Genomic DNA, 23,607 nt, shown 5'->3' with positions numbered 1-23,607 from the left:
CTTGGGGAGTACGCCCGGGCGACCCGGATCGACCCTCCGGTTGACCCTTGCACCGATCCGGCATCCCTACGCTGGGTTACGTGCAGCGCCTCTACGACTTCATCCGCAGACACCCGACCGCGGTCGACACCCTCTGGGCCGTCTTCCTCCTCGGGATCTCCGGCATGTCGCTCGTGTCCGGTGGCGTGAGCCACGGCTCGACCGCGGCGGCCCTGCTGATCGCCGTCGGCCTGAGCGCCGTCGTGGCACTGCGCCGCCGCGCCCCCGAGAAGACGGTGGTGCTGGCGGCCCTGCTGGGCCTGGCCCAGCTGGCCCTGGACGTCAGTCCGAACGTGGCGGACTTCGCCATGCTGGTCGCCATCTACACCGCGGCCGCCGTCGGCGAGCGCTGGGCCTCGCGGCTCGCCCTGGCGGGCTCGCTGCTCGCGGCCGTGATCGCGATGGTGCGCTGGCCCGACTACAGCGACAACGGCGCCGACGGCAGTACCAGCCCGGGGCAGACGATCTTCTTCGTCGTCGTGATGACGGTCCCGTTCCTCCTCGCCTGGGTCCTCGGCGACTCGATGCGCACCCGCCGGGCGTACTTCGCCCAGCTGGAGGAGCGCGCCGCCCGCCTGGAGAAGGAGCGCGAGGCGCAGGCCAAGGTCGCGGTCGCCGCCGAGCGCGCCCGGATCGCCCGCGAGCTGCACGACGTCGTCGCCCACAACGTCTCGGTGATGGTGGTCCAGGCGGACGGCGCCGCGTATGTGATGGACAGCGCGCCCGATCAGGCGAAGATCGCCCTGGAGACCATCTCGATGACCGGGCGCCAGGCGCTCGCCGAGATGCGCCGCCTCCTCGGCGTGCTGCGCACGGGCGAGCACCGGGAGGCGGGGGAGTACGTGCCGCAGCCCGACGTCGAGCAGATCGAGGAGCTGGTCGAGCAGGTGCGTACGGCCGGGCTCACCGTGGACTTCAAGATCGAGGGCACCCCGCGCCCGCTGCCCAGCGGCGTCGAGCTCACGGCGTACCGGATCGTGCAGGAGGCGCTGACCAACACGCGCAAGCACGGCGGCCCGGAGGCGGGCGCCAGCGTCCGCCTGGTCTACTTCGACGACGGGCTCGGCCTGCTGGTCGAGGACGACGGGCGAGGGGCGGCGCACGAGATGTACGAGGACGGCGGCGCCGACGGCCAGGGGCACGGTCTGATCGGCATGCGCGAGCGCATCGGCATGGTGGGCGGCACTCTGGACGCGGGGCCGCGGCCGGGCGGCGGCTTCCGCATCAGCGCCCTGCTGCCGCTGAAGCCCGCCCAGTAGGTTCCGTACGCCCGAGGTTTTCCCGTACGCCGAAATTCCCGTACGTCGTGATGGAGAGGGACCCGATGACGATCCGCGTGATGCTCGTCGACGACCAGGTGCTGCTGCGCACCGGCTTCCGGATGGTGCTCGCCGCCCAGCCGGACATGGAGGTCGTCGCGGAGGCGGGCGACGGCGCGGAGGCGATCGAGATCCTCCGCGCGACCGCCGTGGACGTGGTGCTGATGGACGTGCGCATGCCGCGGCTCGACGGGGTGGAGGCGACGCGCCGGATCTGCTCCGCCGAGACGCACCCCAAGGTGCTGATCCTGACCACCTTCGACCTGGACGAGTACGCGTTCTCCGGCCTCAAGGCGGGTGCCAGCGGCTTCATGCTGAAGGACGTGCCGCCGGCCGAACTGCTTGGCGCCATCCGCTCGGTGCACAGCGGCGACGCGGTCGTGGCGCCCTCCACCACCCGGCGCCTGCTCGACCGGTTCGCCCCCATGCTGCCGACGACCGGCAAGGAGCGGGGCCCCGGCGGCGCCATGGAGAAGCTGACCGAGCGCGAGCGCGAGGTCATGCTGCTGGTCGCGCAGGGCCTCTCGAATGGCGAGATCGCGGCGCGTCTGGTCCTCTCGGAGGCCACCGTGAAGACCCATGTCGGCCGGATCCTGACGAAGCTGGGGCTGCGGGACCGGGTGCAGGTGGTCGTCCTCGCGTACGAGTCGGGGCTGGTGCGGGCCGGCGGGCTCTGAGCCGCCGTTCGGGCCCCCGGCGCCGCTCGGTCGCCGCGCTCGACGCCCTCAGTCGCCGCGCAGGACCAGGTCGAGCAGCCCCGGGAAGCGCGCGTCGAACTCCTCGCGGCGCAGCCGGTTGACCCGCTTGGGACCGTCGTCGCGCTGCTCGACGAGACCGGCCGCGCGCAGCACCGAGAAGTGGTGGCTCAGCGCCGCCTTGCGTACCGGCACGTCGAAGGAGCCGCAGCTGCGCGTCCACTCCCGCGACTGGGCCAGCTCGCGCACCAGCTGGAGGCGGACCGGGTCGCCGAGCGCGTCCAGGGCCGTGATCAGGGGGACCTTGTCGGGGTGGGTGTGTTCGGGTGCCGCGCGATGGGTCATCGGTGTCCTTCCTCCTGGCCGGGCCCGGCGGTGCGCCCTTGCCGAGTGTTCGATGATGGTCGTACACTCCTGAGTGTTCGACTTTCATTGAACACTTTAGGTGCCGAGGGGGCCCCACGTCATGCGTGCGATTCAGGTCAGCGAGCTGGGCGGTCCGGAAGTACTGCGGCTGGTGGAGACCGGGGCGCCCCGGCCCGGCCCCGGTGAGGTCGCCGTCGACGTCCTCTACGCCGGGGTCAACTTCGCCGAGGTGAAGGCCCGTTCGGAGGGCTACCGGGTGCGGTCCCTGCCGTTCGTGCCGGGCCTTGAGGTCTCCGGGCGCGTACGGGAGCTCGGCGCGGGCGTCGAGGGGCTCGCGGTCGGGCAGGAGGTCGCCGCGATGGCCGAGGGCGGCGGTTACGCGGAGGTCGCCGTCGTCCCGGCCGCCGCCGTCTTCCCGGTGCCCGAGGGCGTCGGCCCGCGGACCGCCGCCACGCTCCCCACGGTCCTGCCGACCGCGCACGCGCTGATCCACGAGGTGGGGCGGCTGCAGCCCGGCGAGAGCGTCCTGGTCCAGGGTGCGGCGGGCGGCGTCGGCACGGCCGTGGGGCAGCTCGCCCGGCTCGCGGGCGCGGGCGCCGTCTACGGAGTGGTGTCCAGCGAGGCCAAGGCCGCTTACGCGCGCGAGCACGGGTACGACGACGCGTTCCTCACCGACTCCTTCCCCGAGGACGTGCGCCGGGCGACCGGCGGGCGGGGCGTGGACCTCGTCCTGGACCCGGTCGGCGGCCGGACGCTGCGTCAGGGCTTGGACGCGCTGGCCCTGTTCGGGCGGCTCGTCTCGTACGGGAACGCGGGCGGCGAGGGCCCGTGGCAGGTGGGGCAGCCCGAGCTCTACCCGGCCGCCCGCTCGGTCGCGGGCTTCTCCGTCCTGAGCCTGGCGGCGGACGCTCCGGAGGCCCTGCGCGACCTGGCCGGCCGCGCGTTCGCCCTGGCGGCGAACGGCAGCGTGAAGCTGCCGGTGACCGCCGAATTCCCCTTGGCGGAGGCAGCGGAGGCCCACCGCCTGATGGAGGGCCGCACGTCTACGGGGAAGCTGCTGCTGAGGGTGGGCTGAGGATGCGGAGCGGGCCGTGTGGGCGCCCTGCTTCCTCTTCGGGGCGGCGCGGGTGCGCTGTCGTTGATGAGGCCGGTGAGGCGCCCTTGAGACCGCGTGGTGCGGCAACCCCGCGCCCCTGGGGGCGCGGGGAACTGCGCGACCAGCCCCCACTCACCCGCAGTCGAACTCCGGGCCCTTCAGGGGCGCGGGGAACTGCGCGAGCGACCCACCACCGGCCCGCAGACGAACACCGGGCCCTTACGGCGCGCCCCCACGCACCCGCGGTCGAAGGACAACCCCGCACGGCCTCAGCGAAGCACCCCCTCCAGGAAGTCGCTGCCCAGCCGGGCGACCACAGCCACATCCAGCTGATGCAGCACATACCGCCCACGCCGCTGCGTCGTAAGAAGCCCCGCCTTCTTCAGCACGGAGAGATGGCGCGACACCTCCGGCGCGGAGATCCCGTACGCGTCGGCAAGCTCGCTCGTCGTATACGCCCCCCGCGCCAGACTCCGGCACAGCCGCATCCGCATGGGGTGCGCGACCGCCTCCAGCCGCGCCTTCACCACGTCGACCGGCGCCGCGCCGCCCAACTCGCCGGTCGGGACCGGGTACTGGACGACCGGCTGCCAGCCCGGCGCGTGCAGCGCGAACAGGTGCGGCCAGCCGAACGCGGTGGGGATGAACGTCAGCCCCGTGCCCGCCGCGCTCGTGCGCCCGTGGGTCAGCTTGTCCACGACGACGCGGCTGCCCCGCTCGTCCTGCTCCAGGGCGATGGAGGGGGAGACCGCCGCGACCGCCTCCGCGAGACCCCTGCGCCTGAGGAGCTCCGTCTTGTGCCGCGCGTCGGCGGCCAGCTGCACCCGTACGCGCTGCCAGGTGTCCCCGAAGAACGCGGCGTCGCAGTCCTCGAACAGCCTGCGTATCCACGCGCGCGCCCCCGGCGGGTCGACCAGCATCCGCTTCACGAAGGCGGCCTGGCGCGGCCCGCGCGCGGCGGCGAGGTCCAGGGCCCGCTCCCGCATCCGGGCGTCGACCAGCGGGGACGGCGCCCCCGCGTTGTAGAGGCTCGCGCAGGAGATCTCCAGCGCCGCCGCCACGTACTTCTCGTCGTCCATCCGGTCGAGGTCGTCCAGCTCCTCGGCCAGCGTCTCGCGGGGGTGCGAGGGCAGCAGGATGTCCGAGCGGGTGGACCGCCACAGGAAGTCCGCCTCGTGCAGCCGGTCGGCGAGCTCCGGCTTGAGACCGGCCGCCGTACTGGTGGTCCAGCCGTGCAGCCGGGCGTGGTGCGCGGGCTCGGAGAGGGCGTGCAGGGCGGCGCCCAGCTCCGCCAGGGGAGAGGGCCCGAAGGCGATCCGCTCCGGGGGCAGGCCCGTGATGTCGATGCACACGCTCATGCGCCCATGGTGCACCGCACCACCGACAGCGCCCCCGTCATTTGACGCCCCTGGTCAATCGGCGCGACGGACGGCCGCGAGCGGCGCAGCCTGGATGCATGGACGCCATCCAGCAACAGATGCTCGACACCTACCGCGCGGCCCAGCTCCAGGAGCCGACGCCCCCACTGCCGGGGCAGCACGACGTGCGCACCCTGCGCGAACTGCGTGACTACCGGCGCTTCGAAGCGGTCCTCTCCGGCCGCCTCGCCCACGGCCGGCTGCGCGCCGCCCTCGGCCGCCTCCTGCCCTCACCCCCGCACCCCCGCCTGCCACTGAGGGTCCCTCCCGGGGCCTCTAGTCCAGCCTCCGTACGAACTCCGCCACCGCGTCCCGTACGTCCTCGGCCGACCACTCAAGGGCCGGCTCCGCCACCGTCAGCTCGGTGTACGAGAGCCCGGGCGGGCCCGCGGGCGCGGGGAACCAGCGGCGGAACAGCGTCACGCCCGTCTCCTCGGACTGGCCGAGCCCGGCGTCGTCCAGGGCGTCCGCCCCGTACGGCAGCCACACATGGAACTGGTGGGTGTGCGGCACCTCCGGATTGATCCGGAACCACGGCACGCCCGCCTTGGTGAAGCCGTCCGCCAGCCCCTCGGCCACCACGCGCGCGTGGGCGACGTACGAGGGGAGCTTCGGCAGCACCCGGTCCATGCCGACCAGCGCCGACAGGGCCGCCGGATACTGCTGGAAGAGCTGGCCCCCGTACCGGTGGCGCCAGGTGCGGGTCTCGTCGACCAGCGACTCGGGCCCGACGAGCGCGGCGCCCGACAGGCCCTCCAGGGTCTTGTAGTACGACACGTAGACGCTGTCCGCGAGGCGGGCGATCTCCTCCAGCGGGCGGTCGAAGTGCACGGCGCACTCCCACAGCCGTGCGCCGTCGAAGTGCACCACCGCATCCCGTTCCCGGGCCGCCTCCACGACGTCGGTCAGCTCCTGCCAGGTGGGCAGGACGAACCCCGCGTCGCGCAGCGGCAGCTCCAGCATCAGGGTGCCGAACGGCTCCTCGAAGTCCCGTACCTCCTCGGCCGTGGGCAGCCGGGGCGCGGTCGTCGGGTGGACCGTGCGCAGCCCGCTCACCGTGCCGAAGGCGCGCCGCTCGTGCACCTCGGGGTGGGCGAGGGGGTGCAGCGCCACCGTGGAGTTCCCGGTGCGCCCGGCCCAGGCGCGCATCGCGGCCTGCTGGGCCATGGTGCCGGTCGGGAAGAACGCCGCCGCCGGGAAGCCGAGCAGGCCGGCGGTGCGCCGCTCCAGCTCGGCGACCACACCGTCGCCGTAGAAGTCCGGCATCCCGGTGGTGTCGTAGACCTCGCCCGCGTCGGCGGCGAGCGCGGTCAGCCGCTCGCCCATGGAGAACTCACCGGGCATCCGGCACAAGGTGCGCTCCGAGGCGCGCCACGCCGCCACCCTGCGCCGGCGCGCGTCCTGCGCGCCGCCTTCGCCGCTCGGGCCGCTCTCGCCCGGTTCGTTCCCGATCTGACCGTGCTGGTCTTCCAGACCTTGCTGATCTTCCATGTTCCGATCATCACCCACAGCCTGTGGACAACCACAGGGGTTATGGGGGCTGGGCGTAGCATGACGGGGAAATCGTCCGGTACCCCTCGCGGACTGGAACGGAAGGCCCCGCCGCGTGAACGCACAACCAGAGACCCGCCCAGCCCGCCTCGCCGTCGGAGTCGTCGGTGCCGGCCGGGTCGGCCCTGCCCTCGCCGCCGCGCTGAAGCTCGCCGGGCACCGCCCGGTGGCGGTCTCCGGCGTGTCGGACGCCTCCGTGCGCCGGGCGGCCGCCCTGCTGCCGGACGTGCCCCTGGTGCCGCCCGCCGAGGTGCTGGCCGCCGCCGACCTGGTGCTGCTCACCGTCCCCGACGACGCCCTGCCGGGCCTGGTGGAGGGCCTCGCCGAGACCGGCGCGATCCGCCCCGGCCAGCTGCTCGTGCACACCTCCGGGCGGTACGGGACGGACGTGCTCGCGCCCGCCACGCGCGCGGGCGCGCTGCCGCTGGCCCTGCACCCCGCGATGACGTTCACCGGGACCGGCGTCGACGTCCAGCGCCTGGCCGGGTGCTCGTTCGGCGTCACCGCGCCCGAGGAGCTGCGGCTCGCCGCGGAGGCGCTGGTCATCGAGATGGGCGGCGAGCCCGAGTGGATCGAGGAGCAGAACCGCCCGCTCTACCACGCGGCCCTCGCCCTGGGCGCCAACCACCTGGTCACCCTGGTGGCCCAGTCCATGGAGCTGCTGCGGAAGGCCGGCGTCGCCGCCCCCGACCGGATGCTCGGCCCGCTCCTGGGAGCGGCGCTCGACAACGCGCTGCGCTCCGGCGACGCGGCCCTGACCGGCCCCGTCGCGCGCGGCGACGCGGGCACGGTCGCGGCGCACGTCGCCGAGCTGCGCAAGCACGCCCCCGCCACCGTCGCCGGATACCTCGCCATGGCCCGTACGACCGCCGACCGGGCGCTCGCCCACGGCCTGCTGAAGCCCGAACTCGCCGAAGACCTGCTGGGCGTGCTCGCGGACGGAGAGAACCGATGACCCTTCTGGTCCGCACCGCCGCCGAGCTGGCCGCCCTGGAGCGCACCGGCCGCCGCGCCGTCGTCATGACCATGGGCGCCCTGCACGAGGGGCACGCCACGCTGGTGCGCACCGCGCGCGAGAGCGTCGGTCCCGGCGGCCAGGTCGTCGTCACGGTCTTCGTGAACCCGCTGCAGTTCGGCGCGGGCGAGGACCTCGACCGCTATCCGCGCACCCTGGACGCCGACGTCGAGCTGGCCGGGCAGGCGGGCGCCGACGCCGTGTTCGCGCCTTTCACGGACGAGGTCTACCCCGGCGGCGAGCCGCAGGTGCGCATCACCGCCGGCCCCATGGGCGAGCGCCTCGAAGGCGCCTCCCGCCCCGGCCACTTCGACGGCATGCTCACCGTCGTCGCCAAGCTGCTCCACCTCACCGCCCCCGACCTCGCGCTGTTCGGGCAGAAGGACGCCCAGCAGCTGGCGCTGATCCGGCGCATGGCACGCGACCTCGACTTCCCCATGGAGATCGTCGGCGTGCCCACGGTCCGCGAGGCGGACGGGCTCGCCCTCTCCAGCCGCAACCGCTACCTCTCACCGGCCGACCGCACCACCGCGCTCGCCCTGTCGCGCGCGCTGTTCGCGGCCCGCGACCGGCTCACGGCCGAGCACGCGCTGCTCGCGCGCGCCGCGGCCACCCACGCCTCCTCCGGGCGCGCGCTCGCGCTCTCCCGGATCGGCGAGGCCCGCGCGGCCGCCGACGCGTACGCGGTGGAGGCGGCCGGCCCGTCCCCCGCGGTCGTGCGCGCCGCCGCGCAGAGCGTCCTGGACGAGGCCGCCAAGGCGGAGCCGCCGCTGGCCCTTGACTACCTGGCGCTGGTCGACCCGGCGACGTTCGACGAGGCCGGGGACGGCTTCGCCGGTGAGGCGGTCCTCGCGGTCGCCGCGCGCGTGGGCACCACCCGCCTGATCGACAACATCCCGCTGAACTTCGGAGCCCCCGCATGACCAGGACGACCGACGGTCCGCCCCGGACCGGCATACGGCTGGACGCGCCCGCCCCGGGCTGGGCCATCGACGCGGACGTCGTGGTCGTCGGCTCGGGCGTGGCGGGTCTCACCGCGGCCCTGCGCTGCACGGCCGCCGGGCTCACCACCGTGGTGGTGACCAAGGCGCGGCTCGACGACGGCTCCACGCGCTGGGCGCAGGGCGGCATCGCGGCGGCCCTCGGCGAGGGCGACACCCCCGAACAGCACCTGGACGACACGCTGGTGGCGGGCGCGGGCCTGTGCGACGAGGGCGCGGTGCGCGCCCTGGTCACCGAGGGCCCGGACGCGGTGCGGCGGCTGATCGCCACCGGCGCCCACTTCGACACCGACGACTCCGGCGTGATCTCGCTGACCCGCGAGGGCGGCCACCACCGCCGCCGCATCGCGCACGCGGGCGGCGACGCCACCGGCGCCGAGATCTCGCGCGCGCTGGTCGAGGCCGTCCGCGAGCGGGCGGTGCGGACCATCGAGAACGCGCTCGTACTGGACCTGCTGAGGGACGACGACGGCCGCACCGCGGGCATCACCCTGCACGTCATGGGCGAGGGCCAGCACGACGGCGTGGGGGCCGTCCACGCCCCCGCCGTGGTGCTCGCCACCGGCGGCATGGGTCAGGTCTTCTCCGCCACCACCAACCCGGCGGTCTCCACCGGCGACGGCGTAGCCCTGGCGCTGCGCGCCGGCGCCGAGATCTCCGACCTGGAGTTCGTCCAGTTCCACCCGACGGTGCTCTTCCTCGGCGCCGACTCCGAGGGCCAGCAGCCGCTGGTCTCCGAGGCGGTACGGGGAGAGGGCGCCCACCTCGTCGACGGCTCCGGCACCCGTTTCATGCTGGGGCAGCACGAGTTGGCGGAGCTCGCCCCGCGCGACATCGTCGCCAAGGCGATCACCCGCCAGATGCAGGCCAACGGCACCGAGCACATGTACCTGGACGCACGGCACTTCGGCGCCACGATGTGGGAGCGGCGCTTCCCCACCATCCTGGCCGCCTGCCGCGCCCACGGCATCGACCCGGTCACCGAGCCGATCCCGGTGGCCCCGGCCGCCCACTACGCCTCCGGCGGCGTGCGCACCGATCTGCACGGCCGCACCACGGTGCCGGGCCTGTACGCGTGCGGCGAGGTCGCCTGCACCGGCGTCCACGGCGCCAACCGGCTCGCCTCCAACTCCCTCCTCGAAGGCCTGGTCTTCGCGGAGCGCATCGCGGCCGACATCGCGGCGGGCGGCCACGCGCGCGTGCAGAGCGCCTCCCCGGCCGCCGAGGCCCCCGAGGACGCGCCCACCTGCCCGCTCCTCGTCCCCGAGGCCCGTATCCAGATCCAGCGGATCATGACCAACGGCGCGGGAGTGCTCCGCTCCGCCGACAGCCTCGCCGGGGCCGCCGCCCGCCTGGAGGCGATCCGGGCCGACGCCGACGGGGCCGACGAGCGCAAGGCCGCCGAGCCCGGTGTGGACGCGTGGGAGACCACCAACCTGCTGCTCGTCGCGCGCGTGCTGGTCGCCGCCGCCGCTGCCCGCGAGGAGACCCGCGGCTGCCACTGGCGCGAGGACCGGCCCGACCGGGACGACGAGGACTGGCACCGCCACCTCGTCGTACGGGTGACGCCGGACCGTACGCTCGACGTCCGCCGTACCGATTCCGCAGACTTCCCCCCGACAGTCGCCGACGCCCCCAGGGAGCCGTAACCGTGAGCACCCCCGACGAACACCGTCCCGAGCCGGTGGACGTACCGCTGATCCAGATCGGCGTCCCCGCGAGCGGAGGCGGCTGCGGCGACGACTGCGGCTGCGGCGACGAGGACGTGTACGAGTGCGGCCTCGACCCCTCGCTGGCCGCGCTCCTTGCCGAGTCGGGCCTGGACCCCGTGCAGGTCGAGGACATCGCGCACGTCGCCATCGAGGAGGACCTCGACGGCGGTGTGGACGTGACGACCGCGGCGACCGTCCCCGAAGACGCCGTGGCCACCGGCGACTTCACCGCGCGCGAGGCCGGTACGGTCGCGGGCCTGCGGGTCGCCGAGGCGATCCTGTCGATCGTGTGCACCGAGGAGTTCGAGGTCGAGCGGCACGTCGCGGACGGCGACCGCGTCGAGGCGGGCCAGAAGCTGCTGAGCGTCACCACGCGCACCCGCGACCTGCTCACCGGCGAGCGCAGCGCGCTGAACATCCTGTGCCGCCTGTCCGGCATCGCGACCGCCACGCGCGCGTGGGCGGACGCCCTGGAGGGCACGCGCGCGAAGGTGCGCGACACCCGGAAGACGACGCCGGGGCTGCGCGCCCTGGAGAAGTACGCGGTGCGCTGCGGCGGCGGCGTCAACCACCGTATGTCGCTCTCCGACGCGGCGCTGGTGAAGGACAACCACGTGGTGGCCGCGGGCGGCGTCGCCGAGGCCTTCAAGGCCGTACGGGAGATGTTCCCGGAGGTGCCGATCGAGGTCGAGGTCGACACGCTCGACCAGGTCGGGGAGGTCCTGGAGGCGGGCGCCGACCTGATCCTGCTGGACAACTTCACCCCGGAGCAGACCGCGACGGCGGTGGAACTCGTCGCCGGGCGCGCCTTCCTGGAGTCCTCGGGCCGCCTCACCCTGGAGACCGCGGCGGCGTACGCGGCGACGGGCGTGGACTACCTGGCGGTCGGCGCGCTCACCCACTCCTCCCCGATCCTCGACATCGGCCTCGATCTGCGCGAGGCGGAGTAACCGATGCTGCTGACGATCGACGTAGGCAACACGCACACGGTCCTCGGCCTGTTCGACGGCGAGGAGGTCGTCGAGCACTGGCGCATCTCCACCGACCCGCGCCGCACCGCCGACGAGATGGCGGTCCTGCTCAACGGCCTCATGGGCATGCACCCGCTGCTCGGGGCGGAGCTGGGCGACAACATCGAGGGCATCGCGATCTGCTCGACGGTGCCGTCGGTGCTGCACGAGCTGCGCGAGGTGACCCGCCGCTACTACGGCGACGTCCCGGCGGTCCTGGTCGAGCCCGGCATCAAGACCGGCGTCCCGATCCTGATGGACAACCCCAAGGAGGTCGGCGCGGACCGCATCATCAACGCGGTCGCGGCGGTCGAGCTGTACGGGGGGCCGGCGATCGTCGTCGACTTCGGCACGGCGACGACGTTCGACGCGGTGAGCGCGCGCGGCGAGTACGCGGGCGGCGTGATCGCCCCCGGCATCGAGATCTCGGTCGAGGCGCTCGGGGTCAAGGGCGCACAGCTCCGCAAGATCGAACTGGCCCGGCCGCGGGCGGTGATCGGCAAGAACACGGTCGAGGCGATGCAGGCGGGGATCGTGTACGGGTTCGCGGGGCAGGTCGACGGGGTCGTGACCCGCATGGCCCGCGAGCTGGTGGGTCCCGGCGGGGACCCGTCCGACGTCACGGTGATCGCGACGGGGGGGCTTGCGCCGATGGTGCTCGGCGAGGCGAACGTGATCGACGAGCACCCTGCCCGGGCGGGACCGAGAGCTCGGGGGAGGGCACGGTGAGGGCCATGACCGGAGCAACTCCCGAAACGCCCTGGAGTTACGCAGAGTTTCCGGACGGATGCGTTCCGTAGGCGCCACGGGGGCGCGCGGAAGCATTCGGCGGCGCAAGTGTGTTCGCCCGTAGCTGAGGGAACCGGGGCGCGCCGCATGGACTGTCAGTGCTTACGGGTAAGACATTCCTAGTGGGGAGGGGCGAGAAGCTCGCCGGGCCGTCTCGCGTTCGCCATCGGCGTACTGGAGACAGGGGTATCTGCCTGGCCTGCGGGAACATCGTCTCGCACCATCGAGTTGGAGCAGTTGTCGACTGTTCGGCAGCAAGTTTCCCCGCCTGGGCGGGGGTGATCGGGTCGGATGTCGGCAGTTGGAATGAGCTGTCCCGTCCCACGGGACTAGCATGCGGAAGGACAGGGAGGGGACCGACCCCTTACTGCCCGACCGCTCTGAGGAGCGATTAACGATGTTCGAGAGGTTCACCGACCGCGCGCGGCGGGTTGTCGTCCTGGCTCAGGAAGAAGCCCGGATGCTCAACCACAACTACATCGGCACCGAGCACATTCTCCTGGGCCTGATCCACGAGGGTGAGGGTGTCGCCGCTAAGGCCCTGGAGAGCCTCGGGATTTCTCTTGAGGCGGTCCGCCAGCAGGTGGAGGAGATCATCGGCCAGGGCCAGCAGGCCCCGTCCGGTCACATCCCCTTCACGCCGCGTGCCAAGAAGGTCCTGGAGCTGTCGCTCCGCGAGGCCCTCCAGCTCGGCCACAACTACATCGGCACCGAGCACATCCTGCTCGGCCTGATCCGCGAGGGCGAGGGCGTCGCCGCCCAGGTCCTCGTGAAGCTGGGCGCCGATCTCAACCGGGTGCGGCAGCAGGTCATCCAGCTGCTCTCCGGCTACCAGGGCAAGGAAGCCGCCACCGCGGGCGGCCCGGCCGAGGGCACGCCTTCGACCTCCCTCGTCCTCGACCAGTTCGGCCGGAACCTCACCCAGGCCGCTCGTGAGTCCAAGCTCGACCCGGTCATCGGGCGCGAGAAGGAGATCGAGCGGGTCATGCAGGTGCTGTCCCGCCGTACCAAGAACAACCCGGTGCTCATCGGCGAGCCCGGCGTCGGCAAGACCGCCGTCGTCGAGGGCCTGGCGCAGGCCATCGTCAAGGGCGAGGTGCCCGAGACCCTCAAGGACAAGCACCTCTACACCCTGGACCTGGGCGCGCTGGTCGCCGGCTCGCGCTACCGCGGTGACTTCGAGGAGCGCCTGAAGAAGGTCCTCAAGGAGATCCGCACCCGCGGCGACATCATCCTGTTCATCGACGAGCTGCACACGCTCGTGGGTGCGGGTGCCGCCGAGGGCGCCATCGACGCGGCCTCGATCCTGAAGCCGATGCTGGCCCGCGGTGAGCTCCAGACCATCGGTGCCACCACGCTCGACGAGTACCGCAAGCACCTGGAGAAGGACGCGGCCCTTGAGCGCCGCTTCCAGCCCATCCAGGTCGCCGAGCCGTCGCTGCCGCACACCATCGAGATCCTCAAGGGTCTGCGCGACCGGTACGAGGCCCACCACCGCGTGTCCATCACGGACGAGGCGCTGGTCCAGGCCGCGACGCTGGCCGACCGGTACATCTCGGACCGCTTCCTGCCGGACAAGGCGATCGACCTGATCGACGAGGCCGGCTCCCGGATGCGCATCCGCCGGATGACCGCGCCGCCGGACCTCCGCGAGTTCGACGAGAAGATCGCGGGCGTGCGCCGCGACAAGGAGTCGGCCATCGACTCCCAGGACTTCGAGAAGGCGGCCTCTCTCCGCGACAAGGAGAAGCAGCTGCTCGCCGCGAAGGCCAAGCGCGAGAAGGAGTGGAAGGCCGGCGACATGGACGTCGTCGCCGAGGTCGACGGCGAGCTCATCGCCGAGGTCCTCGCGACCGCGACCGGCATTCCCGTCTTCAAGCTCACGGAGGAGGAGTCCTCGCGACTGCTCCGTATGGAAGACGAGCTCCACAAGCGCGTCATCGGCCAGAAGGACGCCATCAAGGCGCTCTCCCAGGCCATCCGCCGCACCCGTGCGGGTCTGAAGGACCCGAAGCGCCCCGGTGGCTCGTTCATCTTCGCCGGCCCGTCCGGTGTCGGTAAGACCGAGCTCTCCAAGACGCTCGCCGAATTCCTCTGAAGGACCCGAAGCGCCCCGGTGGCTCGTTCATCTTCGCCGGCCCGTCCGGTGTCGGTAAGACCGAGCTCTCCAAGACGCTCGCCGAATTCCTCTTCGGCGACGAGGACGCGCTGATCTCCCTCGACATGTCGGAGTTCAGCGAGAAGCACACGGTCTCGCGCCTCTTCGGTTCCCCGCCCGGATACGTGGGTTACGAAGAGGGCGGCCAGCTGACCGAGAAGGTCCGCCGGAAGCCGTTCTCCGTCGTCCTCTTCGACGAGGTCGAAAAGGCCCACCCGGACATCTTCAATTCCCTGCTCCAGATCCTGGAGGACGGTCGTCTGACCGACTCCCAGGGCCGGGTCGTCGACTTCAAGAACACGGTCATCATCATGACCACGAACCTCGGCACCCGGGACATCTCCAAGGGCTTCAACCTGGGCTTCGCCGCCCAGGGCGATGTGAAGACCGGCTACGAGCGGATGAAGGCCAAGGTCAACGAGGAGCTGAAGCAGCACTTCCGCCCCGAGTTCCTGAACCGTGTCGACGACACGGTGGTCTTCCACCAGCTCACCGAGGAAGACATCATCCAGATCGTCGACCTCATGGTCGCCAAGGTGGACGAGCGTCTGAAGGACCGCGACATGGGCATCGAGCTCAGCGCGGACGCGAAGTCGCTCCTGGCGAAGAAGGGCTACGACCCGATCATGGGCGCCCGGCCGCTGCGCCGGACGATCCAGCGGGAGATCGAGGACATCCTCTCCGAGAAGATCCTCTTCGGTGAGCTGCGCCCCGGTCACATCGTGGTCGTCGACACCGAGGGCGAGGGCGAGGCGAAGAGCTTCACCTTCCGAGGCGAGGAGAAGTCGGCGCTGCCCGACGTCCCCCCGATCGAGCAGGCGGCCGGCGGCGCCGGCCCGAACCTGAGCAAGGAGGCGTAGCCTCCAGGGGCTCGTCTTGAGGGGCTGCCCCGGCTGTATGGACGCGTTGTCGTCCGTACGGGCCGGGGCAGCCCCTTTTTCCGTACGTACGGCTAGAGGGCGCGGCCGTCCACGGTGACCTTCACGTTGGGGAGGGAGCGCAGGCCTTTGAGTCCTTCACGGTCCAGGTCCCTGTTCGAGAGCAGGATGAGGCGCAGCGTCTCCATCGAGGGGAACAGCGGGAGCAGTAGGCGGCATTCGTCGAGCTGACGGAGGACCTGCAGACGGACGTCGCGGACTCCGGGGCAGGGAGAGCCGCCGCGGAGGTCCCGAAGTGAGGAGATCTGGAGGTCCAAGGCGGTGAGCCCGGGCATTCTCGCCACCTGGGCGAGGAGAGCGTGGAGGTCCGGCGTCCGGCGCACTGACAAATACGACAGGCTCCGCCAGTCCTTCAGCCCTGTCGGGTCTTCCAGCACATCGACGGACATTCTCGATACTCCGGTATGTACCGGTACCGCTGCCAGTCCACGGGTTCCCGCCCCGGAGAGGGAGAGGAAGTCGAGGGCGGTAAGCCCCGTGAGAGCGGAGAAGTCCTCAAGCCGGGGGCAGCGCGAAACGGACAACTGGCGGAGCCCCCGGACGCCACGAAGGAAGGAAAGGCTGGACACGGCGTTGTTGGACACCACTTGGGCGGAGTGCAGCGACACGTTCTCCAGGGAGAGGGACAGCTCCTCGGTGGTGAAGTCACCTGCGATGGTCACGTTCTGGACGGCAGGGAGGCCGCGAAGCTCTGCCAGCTGGTCTTTCGACGTGAGGTGCAGGGTGAGGCCTACCCAGGGGATCCGCGACAGCACTTCGCGCGCGTAGGCGCCCGTGGGATAGCGGTTCCATTCCCTCGCGAACTCACTCGCCGCCATGGGGCTGTGAGAGGCCCAGGCCCGTGCGTAAGGGATCGCCTCGGCTCCGCCGATGCTGCTGATCAGCACGGCGATCCCGGAAATCGCCGAGGAATCCAGCCGCATGTCGCCCGGGGCGGGCACCTGCGGGAGCAGCGTCGGCCCAAGGCGGGAAAGCATGGTACTCATATACCGATCCGTCGGTGGCAGCAAGGCCGCGATGCTCCGCCTCACCCGCTCGGTGGTCTGCTCATCGAGCCAAGCCGCGTGCTGGGCGCAGAGCGCGGCCAGTACATGGGCTTCATAGGCCCGTTTTCCCCTCGCTCTCAGCAGCCCGGCAACCAACTGCGGAAGTTGTCCGCGTCCGCAGTGCCCCGCTGCCAGCAGGATCACGTCCTGCCACTGTTCCTCCCCCGCATGCCGGACCAGTTCCTTGATGTGGTCGTCCTCGACCAGTTCCTTCGCCGCCAGGAAGTCCTGGAAGGTGCGGTGGGTGAACTGGTAGACGTCGCTGCCGCGTTCCTGGAGCAGGCCGCTGCGGTTCAGGAGGTGGCGCAGGACCGCGTCCTGGGTGCCCTGCGCCCGTACCCGGTCCATCCCCCGCAGCGCCCGCCCGATCTGCAGCAGCGCCTGTTCGGCCGTGAACTCCGTCTGGCCCTCGCGGACCAGCCACACCGCGATCCGCTGGAGGAGCTGTGTCGACTCCTCCACCGTGAGGGTGATCCGCTCCGGCGCGCCCACCTTGCGGCGCTCGTCGCGGTCGCCGAGGAGCATGCGCAGGGCCGACTGGTACAGGTCCCAGCGGGTCTTCGGCAGGAAGCCCTGGCGCAGCCGGTGCAGGGCGCAGATGACCGCGCAGAGCAGGGGCGTACGGGCGAGGGCGGCCAGCGTCGCGTTGGTGCGGAACTGATGGGCGAGGTCCCGCTCCAGCTCGTCGAGCGGCTCCTGCGGATCGCTGTCGAGGCGGGCCGCCCGGTGCCAGGCGGCCACGAACGCCTGGATGTCCTCGTCCCGCATCGGCAGCAGCCGCAGCTCCTCGAAGTCGGCCCGCCGCAGCCACCCCGGCTCCACCGCGAGCGGCCGTACGGTCGCCACGCAGCGCACCAGCGGATAGCGCTCAAGGAGGTTGGAGAGCCAGCGGTGGGCCTCCTCGCGGTCGTCCTGGGGCACCTCGTCGAGCCCGTCCACGAGCAGCATCGCCCGCCCGCTCTTCAGGACCCGGGCGGCCCAGCCCTCCGGTGCCCCGTCGATCACCAGCCGTGCGGCGTACGGGAGTTGGCCGGGCAGCGGGTAGGCGCCGCCCTGGGCGCGCAGGGTGCGCAGCGGCACCACGAACGGCACCAGGCCGTTCAGCTCGGCCAGTTGGGGCCCCAGCGTGCCCGCCGCCGCGTGCGCGGCCAGCCACCACACCAGGGTCGTCTTGCCCGCGCCCGCATCGCCCCGCAGCAGGACGCGCGGGCGGGAGGCGAGCAGTGCGTCGATGCGCTGGGGCGCCCCGACGTCGGGCATCCCGAGCGCCCCGTGGCCCTTCGACTGCGCCTCCAGGCTCAGATACGCGGTGTCCAGGTCCCACTCCGCGTCGTGCCGGTTCAGCTCGTCCAGCCCGAAGATCCGGCTACGGCGGTACTGGGCGCGCAGGGCCTTGGCGTACTCCTCCTCGTACGCGAGGTCGTCCCCGTACTCGGCGGTGACCTCGGGCAGGGAGGTCACGGGCACGTCGTGGTCGGCGCACCAGCCGGTGAAGCCCTCGTCCGCGACGAGGGCCGCCAGCGGCACGCACTCCACACGCCGGTGGCCGCGCCCGTCGGGCACCTTGCTGGCCAGGCCGACCACCGTGCCGCCCATGAACACGGGCGCGCCGGAGAGCCCGGCGAGCGGAGACCTGCCGTCGCGCCGCTCTCTGGCGGGCGGCCGGTCGAACTCGAAGGTCAGCTTCTGGCGGAGGCGCCCCGCGGCGGGCAGGAGGGTCCCGGTGAACTGGTCGAGGTCCATCCGGTTGCCGTCGTGCCATTGGACGGCCGGGAACCCGATGATCTCGCAGTAGGGCAGCGGCCGTTCGGAGGCGACCACGCCGAGCCGGGCGCCGCCGGGCGGTGACAGCCGCCCCCAATCGGGCTCGCACCACAGCAGCGCGGCGTCGAGGTCCTTGTTCTGCCAGACCAGGTGGCAGATGGTCTCCCCGGGCAGCCCGGGGATCTGGACCGTCTGCCGGCTGCCGAGCCCGAGGTGCGCGCAGGTGAGCACGAGCCCGGGGCCGATCAGCACGCCCGTGCCCTGCATCGCGCCGAACACGGCCACGATGTGGCGGGAGCCGACGGGACCGCTCACGCCGTCACCGTCCCGTTGGTGATCACCCGGACGCCGTCCGGGATCCGGTCCGTTCCGAGCAGCGGGCGGCGCGAGTCGATGTGGAGGAGCATCGGCGGTGCCGTGAGCCGGCGCAGGTCGTACTCCGGCTGGTTCGCCCACAGGTTCAGGACGTGCAGACGGGGGAAGAGCTCCGCGAGCCCGGCGAAGGCCTCGGGTGGCACCTGGTCGGTCAGGAAGAGCTGGAACACGGACGGCAGGGCGAGCCCGGCGGGCGCGGCGGCCAGGGACGCGCCCGTCACCTGGAGGGCGCGCAGCCGGGGGACACGGGCCAGCTCCGCCCATTCCTCGGGATACTCGGGGCTGCTCCAGGGACCGAGGTAGAGGCTGGTCAGGGCTTTGGCACTGTCGGCGAGCCCCCGCAGGTCGGCCGCCGCCGCCCCGGTGACGTCGAGCGACTCCAGCGGGGCCGCCGCCGGGAGCGAGGCGGGCGTCCAGCTCAGCCGGTCGCCGCTCAGGGCGAGCGAGCGGAGGTGGTGCAGCGAGCGCAGGGCACCGAGGTCCGCGTTGCCGACGCGGGTCAGCGAGAGCCCCCTCAGCGGCTTGCCCCGCAGCCCCGACAGATCGGTGAGCCGGTCGCAGTCGTACACGCTCAGGTCGGTGAGCGGATGCGGGCCCGCGAGGAAGGACAGGTCCTCCAGGAGGGAGTTCTCGCTGAGCCGTACCCGGGTGAGGGAGGCCTCGCCGGCGTACGCGCTCAGCGCCCGCGCCGTGAGGTCGCCACGCGCCTCCAGCCCGGCGCGGGTGCCCAGGGCCCGCAGGGCGCGCAGCTGCTCTTCGGAGGTGACCGTGAAGAGGATGCCCTCGGGGTCGATCCCGGCGACGACCTCGTCCGCGTACTGCCGGGTGTCGAACCGGCCCCAGGACCAGACGAGCTGGGCCCTGACCCGCCGTGCGGGGTGGCGGCCGAAGCGGGCCAGGAACGGGATCGCGCGCTCCGACTCCACGTGCGAGGCGGCGGTGACGACCAGCTCGGCCGTGTGCTTCTCCAGCCCCTCGGGGCCCGGCAGCAGGTCGAGGATCATCGGCCCGGCCGAGGCGAGCGCCCGCGCTCCCACGAGGTCGCGCGGCGGGATCAGCTCGGCCGTGCGTGCCTCGACCTCCGCCCGTACCCCGGCCGCGAGTTCGGCCGCGTGCTCCAGACAGGTGGCAGCGAGCAGATGGACCCGGGTGCGCGTCCTGGTGTCGGCGGTCGAGGCGCCGTGCTTCAGCAGTTCCTCGAACAGCTCCACGCGCTCGCGCGGGCGCGCGTGGGCGACGGCCATGCGGATGACGTCCTCCCACTGGTCGTCGGCGGAGTGGGCGACGAGCAGCCCCAGGTCGCCGGCCTCCACGGCGGCCCGGGCGCCGAGGTAGTCCTGGAAGGTGCGGTGGATGAAGTCGACGGTGCCGGGGGCCGGTTCGCGCAGCAGACCGGAGCGGTGCAGGAAGTGCTCGAAGACGGCCCGCGCGTCGCCGAGCTCGGCGAGTTCCGGTACGGAGGGGAGCAGATCCGCGATGACCGTCTCGGCGCGGCTGCGGTCCATCTCGGTGCGGCCGTTGCGGATCAGCCAGTACGCGAGCTGCTGGAGCAGCTGGATCTGCGGCTCCTGGCGGCGCTCGGGCACCCGCATGTCGCGCTCGCGGTCGCGGCGGATCAGCAGCATGGAGAGCGCCGCGTCGTACAGGTCCTTGCGGCCGTACGGCAGGAAGCCGCGCCGGTCGCGGTGGAGGGCGCAGATCAGGCCGCACATCAGCGGGTTGGTGGCCAGGCGCCCGAGGTCCGGTTTGGCGCGCACGGCGTCGAGGAGCTGGCTCTCGTACGCGGTGAGCTCGCCGTCGTCGTCCGCGCCGGTCCGGGCGGCCGTGTGCCAGCGCCGGACGAAGGCGGCCACGTCCGCGGGGCTCATCGGGCAGAGCGTGAGCTCGGTGAAGTCCTCCTCGCCGAGCCAGTCCTCGCCCACCGCCGAGGGGCGCGAGGTGACCAGCCAGCGGTTGCCGGGGTAGGCCTCGATGAGGTCGCCCAGCCACGCGCGCGTGGCGGCCCGCTCGGTATCCGGGATCTCGTCGATGCCGTCGACCAGGAGCAGCCCGCGCGCGTCCGCCAGGACCCTGGCCTCCCAGCCGGGCGGCTGCTCGCCCGCGAGCGGCGAGCCGACGGCGGCCAGGAAGTCCTGGGGCGCGGGCAGCCGGGCGCCGTGGCGGGTGAGGGTGCGCAGCGGCAGGACGTAGGGGACGCGGTCGTAGAGGTACGCGGTCCCGTGGCCGAGGTCGTCGCGCGCGGCGGACAGGGCGAGCCACTGGACGAGCGTGGTCTTGCCGGACCCGGCCTCGCCGCGCAGCAGTACGCGCTCGTGGTCGGCGAGTACGCGGTCGGCGGGGCGGGGAGTGAAGTCCTCCTCGGCGCTCACGGCGCCCGGCACCGGCGTGCGCTCCTCGCGCGTGCGCCAGGGCCTGGCGGCGCGGCCCACCACCTCCAGCCGCAGATAGGCGGTGTCCAGCGGCCACTTGCGGGGCGAGTTGGCGAGATCGATCCCGTAGATGGTCACCTTGCCGTGCTTCTTCGCCAGATGCGCGAGATAGCGCGCCTCGAAGGCACTGTCCTGCGCGTCAGGACGGGGCGACCGGGCGATCAGCTCGTCCACGCGCGCGATGAGCTCGCTCTGCCGGCGGCTCTGCTCGACGAGGGTGGCGGCCACGAAGGTGGAGCGCTGGGTGAAGAAGTTCAGGACGTGCAGACAGGTGGTGTCGAGCAGGCCCTCGTAGAAGTGGGTGGCGTCGGCGGAGAGGTGGCGCTCGGGGTGGTCGCCCGCGCGGCGCAGCGCGCGGGCGAGCTCCCGGTGGCCCAGGGCGACCGCCTCGGCGTCGCTGAGGGTGAGCTCGCCCAGCGCGTAGAGGGTCCGGGCGAGCGCGTCGGCCACGGCCCGCTCCTCGTCGGCCGGGACCGGCCGCTCACCGGACCGCACGGCGGCCCTGACCAGCTTGGCGGCGAGGGTGCGCAGATCCGCCTGGCCGAGCGTGCGTTTCTCGCCCCGGAAGGAGACGTACGAGGAGATCCGGACGGGCCGGTCGACCAGGGCGGCACCGGCCGGTTCGGCGGTGAAGAGCCTGCGGATCAGCGGGGCGACGGCGGCGGAGGCGACTTTGGCGGCTAACAGTCCGGGTTCCACGACGCGCCAGCGTAGCCGTGGTCACGGGACCTTGGTCCCGAAAAGGAAGGACTTAGGTCCCGCCCGACCGGGCCCCGCGGTGACAAGGCGCACAGCCCGCCACCGGCCTACTACGGCGGATAGCAGCCGTTGACCCGTGCCCGGACCGAATTCCCCGGGTGATCGATACGGCTTTCATTAGTAGATGGGCGTTTTGGGGCGGGATGGGCGGAACGTCAGGCGCGCCCCCAGCACCCGCGCCTGGCCCGCCGCGATCGTCAGGCCCAGGCCGTGCCCGTGGCCCGCCCGGTCGCTGCTGCCCGTACGGAACCGGCTCGGCCCCTCCCGCAGCAGTGCCTCCGGGAAGCCGGGACCGTGGTCGCGGACCCGCACCACACGCCCCTCCACCGTGACCTCCACCGGCCCCTTCCCGTGCTTCGCCGCGTTCCCCAGCAGATTCCCCAGGATCCGCTCAAGCCGCCGGGGATCGGTGTTCACCCAGGACTCGTGGACCACCCGCACCGTCACATCCGGATCCAGCAGCGAAACCCGCCGGCTCACGAACTCGCCCAGCGCGATCTCCTGGAGCTCCGCCCGCTCCGACGCACTGTCCAGCCGGGCCACCTCCAGCACGTCCTCCACCAGCGTCCGCATCGCCTGGGCCCGGTTCCGTACCAGCTCGGTCGGCCGCCCCGGAGGCAGCAGCTCCGCCGCCGTCAGCAGCCCCGTCACCGGCGTACGCAACTCGTGCGCGATGTCCGCCGTGACCCGGCGCTCCGCCTCCAGCCGCTCCTGGAGCGCGTCCGTCAGCGCGTCGACCGCCCGGGCCAGCTCGTCCGTCTCATCGCGCACGACCCCCCCGATCGCGTCCCGCACCCGTACGTCCGTATGCCCCTCGGCCACCTTCGTCGCCGCCGCCGCGGCCTTCCGCAGCCGCCGCGAGATCTGACCGCCGATCAGGATGCCAAGGGCGCACCCGCCGAACACGACCGCGACGGACCCGATGACCAGCGCCCGGTCGAGGTCGGAGATGACGTTGGAGCTGCGGTCGGTGAACGTGCTGTGCAGGGACAGGACGTCACCGTTGCCGACCGGCACGGCAGCCCAGATGTCCGGCACGCCGTTCTTCGGCTCCTGCACGGACGTGGCCTTGCGCCCCCGGTCCGTCTTGGCCTTGAGATCGGCCGGCAGCGCCGGATCGTTGAGCTTCGCGCCGAACCGCGGCGTCGTCGGCGGCTTGCTCGTCTCGTAGATGCGCTGGGCGAACAGCACACGGTCGAGCTGCAGGTCGCGCGCGTTGTCGAGCATCGAGACCCGCGCCGCGTTGTGCACGACGAGGCTGAGCGCCATCACGGTCAGCGCCCCGACGGCGGTGATGGCGATACTGATCTTCCAGCGGACACCGGTCCGCAGGGCGGGCCGCCTCACTCGCGCCTCACGCCTTCAGTTTGTAGCCGAAGCCACGCACGGTCTCGATCCGGTCCTGCCCGATCTTCGTACGCAGCCGCTGCACATGGACGTCCACCACGCGCGTGTCACCGCCCCAGCCGTAATCCCACACCCGCTCAAGGAGCTTGTCGCGGGACAGGACGGTACCGGGCGCCGAGGAGAACTCCAGGAGCAGCCGCATCTCGGTCGGGGTCAGGGCGACGGTCTCGCCGCCCTTGCGGACCTCCATGCCCTCGGTGTCGACCTCCAGGTCGCCGAAGGCGAGGACCCCGCGCTCGGGCTCCCCGTCCGCCTCGGCGGCGCCCGCGCCGGGCCCGCCCGCGTGCCCGAAGCGTCGCAGTACGGCGCGGATCCGGGCGACGAGCACGGCCCCGTCGAAGGGCTTGGTCACATAGTCGTCGGCGCCCGCCTCAAGCCCGAGCACGACATCGATCGAGTCGGCGCGCGCGGACAGCATGATGACGGGGACGGTCGACTCGTCGCGGATACGGCGGCACAGGCTCACCCCGTCCAGACCCGGCAGCATCACGTCGAGCAGCGCGATGTCGGGCTGGTCGGCGCGGAAGGCCTCCAGGCCGGAGAGCCCGTCGGGCATGGCGGTCACGGTGAAGCCGTCGCGCTCCAGCGCGAGCTGGGTGGCTTCACGGATGACGTCGTCGTCCTCGACGAACAGGACATGGGTCTCGGCCATCGTGCTGCTCTCAGTTCGTACGGGTGCGGGCGGTCAGGACCAGGCTAGTCAGGACCGGGCCGGTCGGG

At 72.5% G+C, this 23,607-nt stretch carries 15 protein-coding genes and 2 pseudogenes; 9 read left to right on the top strand and 8 right to left on the bottom strand.

Annotated features, from left to right (window positions below; genetic code table 11):
• Positions 1-80 precede the first annotated feature (80 nt).
• Positions 81-1,298 (top strand): sensor histidine kinase, encoded by a 1,218-nt coding sequence (locus A8W25_RS13850; RefSeq protein WP_067160485.1) that lies wholly within the window; start codon positions 81-83, stop codon positions 1,296-1,298.
• A gap of 65 nt (positions 1,299-1,363) precedes the next feature.
• Positions 1,364-2,035, top strand: coding sequence for a response regulator transcription factor (locus tag A8W25_RS13845; RefSeq protein WP_067160482.1), 672 nt, complete (start codon positions 1,364-1,366; stop codon positions 2,033-2,035).
• 48 nt (positions 2,036-2,083) lie between these two features.
• Here A8W25_RS13845 and A8W25_RS13840 read toward each other — a convergent pair whose 3' ends face one another.
• Positions 2,084-2,398: an ArsR/SmtB family transcription factor gene (locus A8W25_RS13840; RefSeq protein ID WP_067160479.1), complete on the bottom strand. Its 315-nt coding sequence runs from the start codon at positions 2,396-2,398 to the stop codon at positions 2,084-2,086.
• A 121-nt stretch (positions 2,399-2,519) separates the two neighbouring features.
• On the opposite strand from A8W25_RS13840, the gene A8W25_RS13835 reads away from it, so the two are divergent.
• The gene (locus A8W25_RS13835; RefSeq protein ID WP_067160476.1) at positions 2,520-3,494 is read left to right on the top strand and encodes a quinone oxidoreductase family protein; all 975 of its coding nucleotides are present in this window, start codon (positions 2,520-2,522) and stop codon (positions 3,492-3,494) included.
• A 290-nt stretch (positions 3,495-3,784) separates the two neighbouring features.
• On the opposite strand, the gene A8W25_RS13830 is transcribed toward A8W25_RS13835, so the two are convergent.
• The 3 genes from A8W25_RS13830 to A8W25_RS13820 all read right to left on the bottom strand — a co-directional run bounded on the left by A8W25_RS13830 (position 3,785) and on the right by A8W25_RS13820 (position 6,424).
• On the bottom strand, positions 3,785-4,873 hold the full coding sequence (locus A8W25_RS13830; RefSeq protein ID WP_067160473.1) for a DUF5937 family protein: 1,089 nt from the start codon (positions 4,871-4,873) through the stop codon (positions 3,785-3,787).
• Positions 4,870-5,127, bottom strand: coding sequence for a hypothetical protein (locus tag A8W25_RS35575; RefSeq protein WP_067160470.1), 258 nt, complete (start codon positions 5,125-5,127; stop codon positions 4,870-4,872). Before A8W25_RS35575 ends, A8W25_RS13830 begins: the two co-directional genes overlap by 4 nt.
• Before the next feature lie 82 nt (positions 5,128-5,209).
• Positions 5,210-6,424 carry a threonine aldolase family protein gene (locus A8W25_RS13820; RefSeq protein ID WP_079126005.1) on the bottom strand — a complete coding sequence of 405 codons (1,215 nt, stop codon included), beginning with the start codon at positions 6,422-6,424 and terminating at the stop codon, positions 5,210-5,212.
• 115 nt (positions 6,425-6,539) lie between these two features.
• Between A8W25_RS13820 and A8W25_RS13815 the strand changes: the two genes are divergently transcribed.
• The 6 genes and pseudogenes from A8W25_RS13815 to A8W25_RS13790 all read left to right on the top strand — a co-directional run bounded on the left by A8W25_RS13815 (position 6,540) and on the right by A8W25_RS13790 (position 15,029).
• Positions 6,540-7,439: a Rossmann-like and DUF2520 domain-containing protein gene (locus tag A8W25_RS13815; protein WP_067160467.1), complete on the top strand. Its 900-nt coding sequence runs from the start codon at positions 6,540-6,542 to the stop codon at positions 7,437-7,439.
• Positions 7,436-8,422, top strand: a complete 987-nt coding sequence (gene panC, locus A8W25_RS13810; RefSeq protein ID WP_067160464.1) for a pantoate--beta-alanine ligase — start codon at positions 7,436-7,438, stop codon at positions 8,420-8,422. The genes A8W25_RS13815 and panC overlap by 4 nt, the downstream gene beginning before the upstream one ends.
• Positions 8,419-10,149, top strand: a complete 1,731-nt coding sequence (locus tag A8W25_RS13805; protein WP_067160461.1) for an L-aspartate oxidase — start codon at positions 8,419-8,421, stop codon at positions 10,147-10,149. Before panC ends, A8W25_RS13805 begins: the two co-directional genes overlap by 4 nt.
• A 2-nt stretch (positions 10,150-10,151) precedes the next feature.
• Positions 10,152-11,162, top strand: a complete 1,011-nt coding sequence (gene nadC / locus A8W25_RS13800; protein WP_067160458.1) for a carboxylating nicotinate-nucleotide diphosphorylase — start codon at positions 10,152-10,154, stop codon at positions 11,160-11,162.
• A 3-nt stretch (positions 11,163-11,165) separates the two neighbouring features.
• Positions 11,166-11,951, top strand: coding sequence for a type III pantothenate kinase (locus tag A8W25_RS13795; RefSeq protein ID WP_067160455.1), 786 nt, complete (start codon positions 11,166-11,168; stop codon positions 11,949-11,951).
• 457 nt (positions 11,952-12,408) lie between these two features.
• Positions 12,409-15,029 (top strand): annotated as a pseudogene (locus A8W25_RS13790) (ATP-dependent Clp protease ATP-binding subunit).
• A 92-nt stretch (positions 15,030-15,121) separates the two neighbouring features.
• On the opposite strand, the gene A8W25_RS13785 reads toward A8W25_RS13790, so the two are convergent.
• The 4 genes and pseudogenes from A8W25_RS13785 to cseB form a co-directional block, all read right to left on the bottom strand.
• Complete coding sequence (locus tag A8W25_RS13785) at positions 15,122-18,232, bottom strand: NACHT domain-containing protein (RefSeq protein ID WP_067160452.1); 3,111 nt, start codon at positions 18,230-18,232, stop codon at positions 15,122-15,124.
• A complete protein-coding gene (locus A8W25_RS13780; protein WP_067160449.1) occupies positions 18,229-21,420 on the bottom strand; it encodes an NACHT domain-containing protein in 3,192 nt (1,063 codons plus the stop codon). Before A8W25_RS13780 ends, A8W25_RS13785 begins: the two co-directional genes overlap by 4 nt.
• Before the next feature lie 195 nt (positions 21,421-21,615).
• A pseudogene (cseC, locus tag A8W25_RS13775) lies at positions 21,616-22,827 on the bottom strand (two-component system sensor histidine kinase CseC); the annotation flags it as partial.
• A 7-nt stretch (positions 22,828-22,834) separates the two neighbouring features.
• Positions 22,835-23,539, bottom strand: a complete 705-nt coding sequence (cseB, locus tag A8W25_RS13770; RefSeq protein WP_067160446.1) for a two-component system response regulator CseB — start codon at positions 23,537-23,539, stop codon at positions 22,835-22,837.
• Positions 23,540-23,607 lie beyond the last annotated feature (68 nt).

This window comes from Streptomyces sp. ERV7 (genome assembly GCF_001653515.1).
Classification (GTDB): Bacteria; Actinomycetota; Actinomycetes; order Streptomycetales; family Streptomycetaceae; genus Streptomyces.
The sequence above is the reverse complement of the archived record's forward strand: the minus strand, read 5'-3'. Positions and strand labels throughout refer to the sequence as shown.

Bases quoted from the DNA above. Each gene is read 5' to 3' on its own strand.
- A8W25_RS13795 (WP_067160455.1), top strand. From the start codon at position 11,166: ATGCTGCTGACGATCGACGTAGGCAACACGCACACGGTCCTCGGCCTG.
- A8W25_RS13830 (WP_067160473.1), bottom strand. From the start codon at position 4,873: ATGAGCGTGTGCATCGACATCACGGGCCTGCCCCCGGAGCGGATCGCC.
- A8W25_RS13805 (WP_067160461.1), top strand. From the start codon at position 8,419: ATGACCAGGACGACCGACGGTCCGCCCCGGACCGGCATACGGCTGGAC.
- A8W25_RS13840 (WP_067160479.1), bottom strand. From the start codon at position 2,398: ATGACCCATCGCGCGGCACCCGAACACACCCACCCCGACAAGGTCCCC.
- A8W25_RS13835 (WP_067160476.1), top strand. From the start codon at position 2,520: ATGCGTGCGATTCAGGTCAGCGAGCTGGGCGGTCCGGAAGTACTGCGG.
- A8W25_RS13845 (WP_067160482.1), top strand. From the start codon at position 1,364: ATGACGATCCGCGTGATGCTCGTCGACGACCAGGTGCTGCTGCGCACC.
- A8W25_RS13820 (WP_079126005.1), bottom strand. From the start codon at position 6,424: ATGGAAGATCAGCAAGGTCTGGAAGACCAGCACGGTCAGATCGGGAAC.
- panC (WP_067160464.1), top strand. From the start codon at position 7,436: ATGACCCTTCTGGTCCGCACCGCCGCCGAGCTGGCCGCCCTGGAGCGC.
- cseB (WP_067160446.1), bottom strand. From the start codon at position 23,539: ATGGCCGAGACCCATGTCCTGTTCGTCGAGGACGACGACGTCATCCGT.